Genomic DNA, 1,204 nt, shown 5'->3' with positions numbered 1-1,204 from the left:
TCGCGCTGCGGCTGCGCGGCGCCCTTGACGTGGCGGCGCTCGGCCGGGCCCTGTGCGGCCTGGTCGCCCGCCACGAGGCGCTCCGTACCCGCTTCGACGAGGTGGACGGAGAGCCCCGGCTCCGTGTCGACACCGCCCCCGACACCTGGCCGCTGCCCGTCACCGACCTGTCCGGCCTGCCCGACGCCGAGCGCGAGTCCCGCGCCGCCGCGCTCGTACGGGCCGAGGCCGTACGGCCCTTCGACCTGGCCGCCGGACCGCTGCTGCGCACCGGACTCCTGCGGCTCGGTGCCGACGACCACGTCCTCCTGCTCAGCCTGCACCACATCGTGACCGACGGCTGGTCCACCGGCATCCTCTTCCAGGACCTGGCCGCCCTGTACGAGGGCGCGGACCTGCCCGAACTCACGCGGCAGGCCGCCGACTTCGCCGCATGGCAGCGGGCACGCCTGACCGGCGCGGACCTGGACCGCCAGCTCGCCCACTGGCGAACCGCCCTGGCCGACCTCCCGGTCGTCGACTTCCCGGCCGACCGGCCGCTGCCCGCCGAGCCCACCTCGGCCGGAGCCACCCTCAACGCCCTGCTGCCCGAGGCACTGGGGCAGGGGCTGCGCGACCTGGCCCAGCAGGAGCAGACCTCCCTCCTCGCCGTTCTTCAGGCGGCGTTCCTGACGGTGCTGTCGCGTTATACGGGTCAGGATGATCTGGCGGTGGGTTCGGTGTTCTCGGGGCGGACGCGCTCCGAGGTCGAGCCCATGGTCGGCCTGTTCGCGAACACGCTGGTGCTGCGCACCAGCACGGCCGGCGACCCGACCTTCCGGGACCTCGTACGACGCTGCAAGGAAACCGTCCTGGGCGCCCTCGGCCACCAGGACGTCCCCTTCGGCATGGTCGTCGACGCCCTCCGCCCCGAACGGGTGCCGGGGCGCAACCCGCTCTTCCAGATCAGCCTCACCCTCCAGGCCGCCGGCACCAGCGGCCGCGACGCCCGCCTCGGGGCACTCACCGTCGAACCGTTCGCCGACACCCATGAGGCCGGATCCCGCTTCGACCTGGGCGTCACCGTCATCGAGAACCCCGAAGGCCCCTTCGAGATCGTCGTCGAGTACTCGACGGAGTTGTTCGAGCGGGGTCGGATGGAGCGTTTGGTGGGGCATTTCGCTTCGGTGTTGGAGCGGGGTGTGGCTGATCCGGGTGTGCGGGT

The 1,204-nt window shown here is 72.8% G+C and carries 1 protein-coding gene; it reads left to right on the top strand.

The features are described 5' to 3' along the window. Positions 1 to 1,204: condensation domain-containing protein (locus ACZ4VI_RS34630; RefSeq protein WP_468005867.1), on the top strand; the 1,204-nt coding region annotated here is incomplete at both ends.

Source organism: Streptomyces sp. NPDC029169 (assembly GCF_055563935.1).
The sequence above is the reverse complement of the archived record's forward strand: the minus strand, read 5'-3'. Positions and strand labels throughout refer to the sequence as shown.